Source organism: Bacillus paramycoides (assembly GCF_001884235.1).
Classification (GTDB): Bacteria; Bacillota; Bacilli; order Bacillales; family Bacillaceae_G; genus Bacillus_A; species Bacillus_A paramycoides.
This window is the reverse complement of the sequence record NZ_MAOI01000114.1, coordinates 1-7,320: the sequence shown is the minus strand read 5'-3', so window position 1 is coordinate 7,320 and position 7,320 is coordinate 1. Positions and strand designations below refer to the sequence as shown.

10 protein-coding genes and 1 other RNA gene are annotated in these 7,320 nt (G+C 36.5%); 3 read left to right on the top strand and 8 right to left on the bottom strand.

Features of this window, described 5'->3' with window-relative positions; genetic code table 11:
• Window positions 1–237: 237 nt before the first annotated feature.
• The 7 genes from BAU28_RS24620 to tadA form a co-directional block, all read right to left on the bottom strand.
• Window positions 238–507, bottom strand: a complete 270-nt coding sequence (locus BAU28_RS24620; RefSeq protein WP_002174535.1) for a pro-sigmaK processing inhibitor BofA family protein — start codon at window positions 505–507, stop codon at window positions 238–240.
• Between the two features lie 266 nt (window positions 508–773).
• On the bottom strand, window positions 774–995 hold the full coding sequence (locus BAU28_RS24615; protein ID WP_002009631.1) for a YaaL family protein: 222 nt from the start codon (window positions 993–995) through the stop codon (window positions 774–776).
• A 14-nt stretch (window positions 996–1,009) separates the two neighbouring features.
• Window positions 1,010–1,606, bottom strand: coding sequence for a recombination protein RecR (gene recR, locus BAU28_RS24610; RefSeq protein ID WP_025151045.1), 597 nt, complete (start codon window positions 1,604–1,606; stop codon window positions 1,010–1,012).
• A gap of 14 nt (window positions 1,607–1,620) precedes the next feature.
• A complete protein-coding gene (locus BAU28_RS24605; protein ID WP_176547754.1) occupies window positions 1,621–1,947 on the bottom strand; it encodes a YbaB/EbfC family nucleoid-associated protein in 327 nt (108 codons plus the stop codon).
• Between the two features lie 25 nt (window positions 1,948–1,972).
• Window positions 1,973–3,661, bottom strand: a complete 1,689-nt coding sequence (dnaX, locus tag BAU28_RS24600) for a DNA polymerase III subunit gamma/tau (protein WP_071720418.1) — start codon at window positions 3,659–3,661, stop codon at window positions 1,973–1,975.
• Between the two features lie 132 nt (window positions 3,662–3,793).
• An RNA gene (gene ffs / locus BAU28_RS24595) (signal recognition particle sRNA large type) lies at window positions 3,794–4,058 on the bottom strand.
• A gap of 78 nt (window positions 4,059–4,136) precedes the next feature.
• Window positions 4,137–4,631, bottom strand: coding sequence for a tRNA adenosine(34) deaminase TadA (gene tadA / locus BAU28_RS24590; RefSeq protein ID WP_071720417.1), 495 nt, complete (start codon window positions 4,629–4,631; stop codon window positions 4,137–4,139).
• Between the two features lie 108 nt (window positions 4,632–4,739).
• Here tadA and BAU28_RS24585 point away from each other — a divergent pair, with 108 nt between their 5' ends.
• The 3 genes from BAU28_RS24585 (at window position 4,740) to BAU28_RS24575 (ending at window position 6,709) form a co-directional block, all read left to right on the top strand.
• The gene (locus BAU28_RS24585; RefSeq protein ID WP_025151043.1) at window positions 4,740–5,279 is read left to right on the top strand and encodes a cysteine hydrolase family protein; all 540 of its coding nucleotides are present in this window, start codon (window positions 4,740–4,742) and stop codon (window positions 5,277–5,279) included.
• 123 nt (window positions 5,280–5,402) lie between these two features.
• On the top strand, window positions 5,403–6,038 hold the full coding sequence (locus BAU28_RS24580) for a deoxynucleoside kinase (protein ID WP_048376543.1): 636 nt from the start codon (window positions 5,403–5,405) through the stop codon (window positions 6,036–6,038).
• Between the two features lie 2 nt (window positions 6,039–6,040).
• Entirely contained in the window at window positions 6,041–6,709 is a 669-nt protein-coding gene (locus BAU28_RS24575) for a deoxynucleoside kinase (protein ID WP_002174529.1), read from the top strand.
• Window positions 6,710–6,744: 35 nt separating this feature from the next.
• Here BAU28_RS24575 and BAU28_RS24570 read toward each other — a convergent pair whose 3' ends face one another.
• A complete protein-coding gene (locus BAU28_RS24570) occupies window positions 6,745–7,137 on the bottom strand; it encodes a sigma factor-like helix-turn-helix DNA-binding protein (protein ID WP_071720415.1) in 393 nt (130 codons plus the stop codon).
• Window positions 7,138–7,320: the final 183 nt, after the last annotated feature.

Sequence of the window (7,320 nt, the reverse complement as noted above, 5' to 3'; positions counted from 1 at the left end):
GGATCAAACTCTCCAATAAAGTTAGTTTGTCTAGCATCTAAAATAAAAATTGACGTTTCACGTTGTTTGTTTCGTTTAGTTTTCAAAGTTCAACATCGCGTTTCGGCGACTTTTATAATTTAACATTTCGAGTTAAATCTGTCAACAACTTTTTTCTGTCGTTGCTGACGACGCTTATTAATTTATCATATTAACAACCGATAAGTCAACGCTTTTTAAAAAAATGCCAAAATAATTTTATCTTGGCATTATATATAGCTTAATAATCACTAATGCAGCAACACCTGGCATCCCTAATAAACTTGATACTGTAGCTGTGCCTATATTAATTGGAATATGAAAATCAAAATATGCCCCTGCAACATTCACAATAAATAATAACGCTATACCTAAAGTAACATGAAAGAGTGCTTTTCCTATAAAACGTATTGGTTTAGCAGAAACACCAAAAACAAGAAAAATAAAAACCAAAGCAAGAATACCAACAATAATAATTGTAGAATTCATTTTTTCCTCCTTATGAATGACCTATACATATCTATTTGTATGGGACAAGACAATAAAAAAGAACATCTACAACATAACTCCTATCACTTCATCTTTATTACTTTTAATCAGTAATAGTTCTTCCCCGTACTGACCATCAACTATATACAACTGATTCTATTCCCACCTTCTCTTTCACCTCTTTATATTTCCAAAGTAAAGCAGGACCTTTGTTTCCAAATAGATCGATAAAAAGTAAAAGGTCCTGCTTTAATAAGCAGGACCTTTTACCATTGTTCCATCTTCACAGGACGACGCTTCGCTTCTTTTAACAAGAAAAAATACTTCGCCTCTGCTATTTTTAAAGAACAAAGTACATCTTGAGATGGTTCAACACTTTGTTCAACTAGTCTCTTCTGACGTAACCATTCATTCTTCACTTTTTCTAATAATACAATTAACTTATCATCATACTCTTTACGCAGCTTACCCTTTTTTTGAAAGAACATTTTTGTTTCTCCTCTTATACCTCTCTACGGCCTTCTAAAGCTTTCGATAACGTTACTTCATCTGCATATTCTAAATCTCCACCAACTGGCAGACCATGTGCAATACGAGTTACTTTAATACCCGTTGGCTTTAAGAGGCGGGATATGTACATCGCTGTAGCTTCCCCTTCAATATTAGGGTTTGTTGCTAATATCACTTCTTGTACTGTTTCATCTTGCAGTCTCTTCAATAACTGCGGGATATTAATATCCTCAGGTCCAATTCCCTCCATTGGCGAAATCGCACCACGTAAAACATGATATACACCTTGATATTCTTTCATTTTTTCCATCGCAATTACATCTTTCGGCTCTTGTACTACACAAATAACCGATTGATCTCTATGCGAATCGTCACAAATATAACAAGGATCGCGGTCAGTGATATGCCCGCATACAGAACAATACGCTAAATCTCGCTTCGCATTCACAAGTGCTTTTGCAAAACCTAACACATCATCTTCTTTCATATCTAATACGAAGAATGCCAGTCGAACCGCTGTTTTCGGTCCGATTCCTGGCAATTTCATAAAACTATCGATTAATTTTGATATCGGTTCTGGATAATGCATACTTCAATATCCTCCTAGAACATTCCACCTGGTAAGTTTAAGCCTTTTGTAAATTTACCCATTGTAGAATTTGAAAGTTCCTCAGCCTTTTTAAGTGCATCATTCGTTGCAGCCAATACTAAGTCTTGTAACATTTCGATATCTTCTGGATCTACAACTTCTTCTTTAATTTTCACTTCAAGAACTTGCTTATGACCATTTGCAATAACAGTAATCATTCCGCCACCAGCTGTACCTTCAACTGTTTTGTCGCCAAGCTCTTCTTGTGCTTTTGCCATGTCCTTTTGCATCTTTTGCATTTGTTTCATCATATTATTCATATTTCCCATTCCGCCACGCATCATAATTAATTCCTCCTAATTATTATTACTCTTTTATTTCAATAAGTTCTTGCCCTACTAATTTTACAGCCTCTTCTATAAGAGGATCTTCTTTTTGTTCTGGACTTTCTTCAGAATTCCCACCTTCGCGTTGTAAAAAGTCTTCACGAATTTTACCCCATTCACTTTTCGGGATAGCAATCATATTTAACCTTTTACTTAGCAATTCAAAAAGAGTTTGTTCCAATGTATCCATCGCTTCTCGATTTTCACTAGCCATTTTACAATGAATCTCATATTGAAATGCTAACACATAGGTATCATCTGAAGCCGCTACTGGTTCACTATTTTCTAATAAAACAGCAAACGCCACTTTGTTATGAGACTTGAGCCTTCCTAACAACTCACCCCATACAGCTTTTAACTGTTCTAAATCTTGACGCTTCGCTTGTTTTAACACTTCATTCACACGTCCGACAGGAATTTTCATACTTCCTGTTCGTACTGGTTTTGGTGTTGCACGCGTCTCTCTTACTTCCGGCTGCACACCAGCGGGCACACCATTCTTTTTAACTTGTTCTAACTCTTTCTCCAGTTGCTGCATCCTGTTCATAATCGCTTGTAAACGATCTGTACCGTTTGCTTGCATCATAAACTGCTGACACAGTTGCACCATAACCACTTCTAAGAAAATTCGTGGATGGTTTGTCCACTTCATCTCCTGTTGTCCCTTACTAAGTGTATGAATAATTTCATAGATTACTTCCGGCTGCATTTCTTCACTTAACGTACGGAATTGATCATCTACAATTACCCGTTCCAACATATGTTCTAATTGTGGTGAAGTTTGATATAAAAGCATATCACGATAATAGTAAATGAAATCCTCCATAAAGCGAACTGGATCTTTCCCTTTACTCATCATCTCATCTATAATACGTAACGCTCTTGATACATCATTTTCACGTATACATTCTACTAGGTTACCTAAATATCGCTGAGATACAGAGCCTGTTACAGCTAAAACGTCTTCACTCGTCACCGTCTCATCACTATAAGAAATTGCTTGATCGATAAGACTGAGTGCATCACGCATACCACCTTCAGCGGCACGTGCGACGATTTGTAGCGCTTCATCTTCTACTTGCGTACCTTCATTTGTCACGACCGTCGATAACCTCTCAACGATATCATTTACTGATATCTTTCGAAATTCAAAACGCTGACAACGTGAAATAATCGTAGCTGGAATCTTATGCGGCTCTGTTGTCGCCAAAATAAAAATAACATGTCCTGGCGGCTCTTCTAAAGTTTTCAAAAGCGCATTAAAGGCACCCATAGAAAGCATATGAACTTCATCAATAATGTATACTTTATATCCTACAGCACTTGGAGCATATTTTACTTTATCTCTTATATCTCGAATTTCATCTACACCGTTATTTGAAGCCGCATCAATTTCTAATACATCTGAAATAGACCCTTGTGTGATTCCTAAACAAGAAGGACATTCATTACAAGGTTCAGCTACCGGAGCATGTTCACAGTTAATTGCTTTTGCAAATACTTTTGCAATTGTCGTTTTCCCTGTTCCCCTCGGACCAGAAAATAAATAAGCATGTGAAGCTTTCTCTTGAAGAAGGGCATTTTGCAACGTTTTTGTCACGTGCTTTTGACCGACTACATCTTCGAACTTTTGCGGTCTCCATGTTCGGTATAACGCTTGGTATGACACGAAAATACGGCCTCCCTCAAAGGTTATTATCTCATTTATTATAACCCATTCTGTTTATAGATTCCAAAAGTTATTTTCCATACAAAAAACCCACCTTAATATAAAGGTGAGTTTTGTATACATATATAACTGCCGTGCACCTTCTGTCGATTACGTACCATAAGCGTTACTTAAGCAGTTAGCTCGGTTCAGGCACTCCTGCGGCACACGAGAAGACCCGCTTATTGCTGCTTCCTTCCGGACCTGACAAGGTTCACGGGGTCCCGTTGCGCAGGACCCAAACGTCAACACCACTTACTTAAGGCAGACCTTACAGCAACATAACCTCGAGAAGGGATTCGGCCTCGCTAGAGCGGATTGCGAGTATAGGGCACCGCTACCTCCCCGCTTAGCACGGCAAAGTTAAAACCAATATTCGGTTGCCTTTAATAAGGCATTCTCAGTATAACTTGTTTTTTTACAAAATGCAAATGCGTTAGTTCTCATTACTTTTCTCTAGTTTTTTCGTTTCTTTTCTCTTCTTACGAAGCTCCCTAAAAAAAGTTGTTAACAATGTACCACATTCTTCTTCTAGTACACCAGCTACTACTTCACATTGATGATTAAAGCGCTCATCAGTTAAAAGATTCATTAATGTACCTGCACATCCACCCTTTGGGTCGCTTGCACCATATACAACACGTTTTACGCGAGATAAAACAATTCCGCCTGCACACATTGGACAAGGCTCTAATGTTACATATAACGTTGCATCTTCTAAACGCCATGTCCCTAATTTTTTGCAAGCTTCATCTATAGCTAAAAGTTCGGCGTGAGCTATAGACCTTTGCTCTATTTCTCTTAAGTTATGCGCGACGCTAATCACTTCACCGTCTAGCACAATAACAGCACCAATCGGTACTTCTTGTATTGCCTCTGCCTTCTTAGCTTCTTCTATTGCTATTTGCATAAAATAAATATCTTGTTCCATAATATAGTCCTTTCACCCAAAATAAAATACACTTCTTTTCATTTCCTACAGGTGGGATAACTTTTACAAATTCAATCCACCCTAAAGAAAAAAGAGAGGGAATTACATATGAAAAATACAGCCTTGCTCATCATCGATATGATTAATGATTTTCAATTTTCTCACGGACCCACCCTAGCACAAAAATGCGAGACCATAAAGAATCCCATTTTACAATTAAAAGAAACGATGAAGTCATTAGACTACCCCGTAATTTATGTTAATGACCATTATCAACTTTGGAGATCTGATATTGATCAACTCATTACTCATTGTACAAATGAGTATAGTGAAAATATTATTCAGGCCATTGCTCCAAGTACTGACGATTATATTTTTATTAAACCACATTACTCCGCTTTTTATGAAACACCTTTAAATTCTTTATTAGGTTATTTAAAAATCGAAAACCTCATTTTAACAGGAATCGCTGGGAATATATGTATCCTTTTTACAGCTAATGATGCTCATATGAGAAATTATACACTTTATGTACCACAGGATTGCATTGCCTCTAACAGTGATCAAGATAATGTACATGCTTTAAAAATAATGGAGGCCACATTAAAGGCAAATATTGCACCATCATCTCAACTAAAATTTAGTTAATACATATCTATTTTCTAACTTTTTATATCAAATTAGTCCGCTCGCTTCCCTCTTGTGCTACAATAATTCTGTTTTGTGTTTTTAGTAGTCACGGTAAATCACTGATTGAAAGGAGGAAACAGCGTGACCGGAGTACCATTTATCACGGTTGAAGGACCAATTGGTGTTGGAAAAACCTCACTTGCGAAGGAAATTTCAACTCACATGCAACTCCACTTACTAAAAGAGATTGTTGATGAAAATCCTTTTTTAGGAAAGTTTTATGAAGACATCGATGAATGGAGTTTTCAAACAGAGATGTTCTTTCTTTGCAATAGATACAAACAACTAGAGGATATTAACATAAAGTATTTGAATCAAAGGAAGCCAGTAGTAGCAGATTATCACATATTTAAAAATTTAATTTTTGCATCCCGTACATTAAAAGATTCTCAATATGACAAGTACATGCAAATTTATCGTATCCTTACACAAGATATGCCTGTGCCAAACGTCATAGTTTATTTAACAGCGAGCCTAGAAACATTACAAAAACGAATTGCAATGCGCGGAAGAGAATTCGAAAAAAATATGGATCCAAATTACTTACTACAGCTTACAAAAGATTACGAAACAGCAATGGATGCTTTCAAAAAGGATCATCCAGATATTCCAGTATTGAAGTTTAACGGAGACGATATGGATTTTGTAAGAAATCCTGATGATTTAAATGTCATCTTATCCGCTCTTCAAAATACTCTCTTGAAGGAGTCGAAATAATAATGAATTTTAGGCAAAAATATGATATACCAAATGACGCAGTTATCACTATTGCTGGAACAGTAGGTGTTGGCAAATCAACTATGACAACTGCATTAGCTAACGCTTTAGGTTATCGTACATCTTTCGAAAAAGTAGATTCCAATCCATATTTGGACAAGTTCTATGCTGATTTCACACGCTGGAGCTTTCACTTACAGGTGTACTTTTTAGCAGAGCGATTTAAAGAACAAAAAAGAATTTTCGAATATGGTGGCGGTTTTGTCCAAGACCGTTCTATCTATGAGGACACTGGCATTTTCGCAAAAATGCATCACGAAAAGGGTACAATGACAGAAACTGATTATGAAACATACAAAGGTTTATTTGATGCTATGGTCATGACTCCTTACTTCCCTCATCCAGACTTATTAATTTACTTAGAAGGTTCTTTCGATGATATTGTCGATCGTATTCAAGAACGAGGGCGTCCAATGGAACAACAAACACCAATTGAGTATTGGAAAGAGATGCACGGACGTTATGAGAACTGGATTAATAACTTTAATTCATGCCCTGTTTTACGCTTAAATATTAATGAGTACGATATTTTAAAAGATGGGGATTCAATCGAACCAATCATTAAAAAAATTGGGCATTTTTTAAAACAAACACGTAAACTTGTAAAATAAAAAACCCGTGCATATGCACGGGTTTTCCTATTAAATTACTTCTTCTTTGTTGGAGCAATAATTTCACTCTCAGGTTTTCCAGCGTTAATACGCTGACGAACAGTACTTGTACTAATGTCATATGTTTCAGCAATCTCTTTAACAGTCATTTCTTTCCCGTTAATCACTGCTGTTAATACTTTACCTGTACGTTTTGGAGCTGCTTCTTTCTTTACAGCTGGTTTTTCAACCTTTTTTGGCACCTCTACTTTTGTCGCAGCTTGCTTTACATCACAAGTGCAACCACAAAGTTTACGGAATGTATCATCGCTTATAATGCGCGATACATTTGCACCACTGTTTAAAATTCTATTGTTCTTACAGACAGGACATTGTACATAATATAAAGTTTTTCCATCTAAAGGAAACGTTTGTATAATAAGATCCATGTTGACTCCTTTCATATCTATGAAGATAATCATCGGAATATGAGTGTGTAATAAGGACATTATGTCCTTACATCATACTTTATGATTGGTTTTAAAATAAAAACTCGTTACGTGTTGGTAACGAGTTCTCCAATCTCCACTTATATGCGCTGTTGTCAATTATATCTGGAGGAGGTAGAGGGA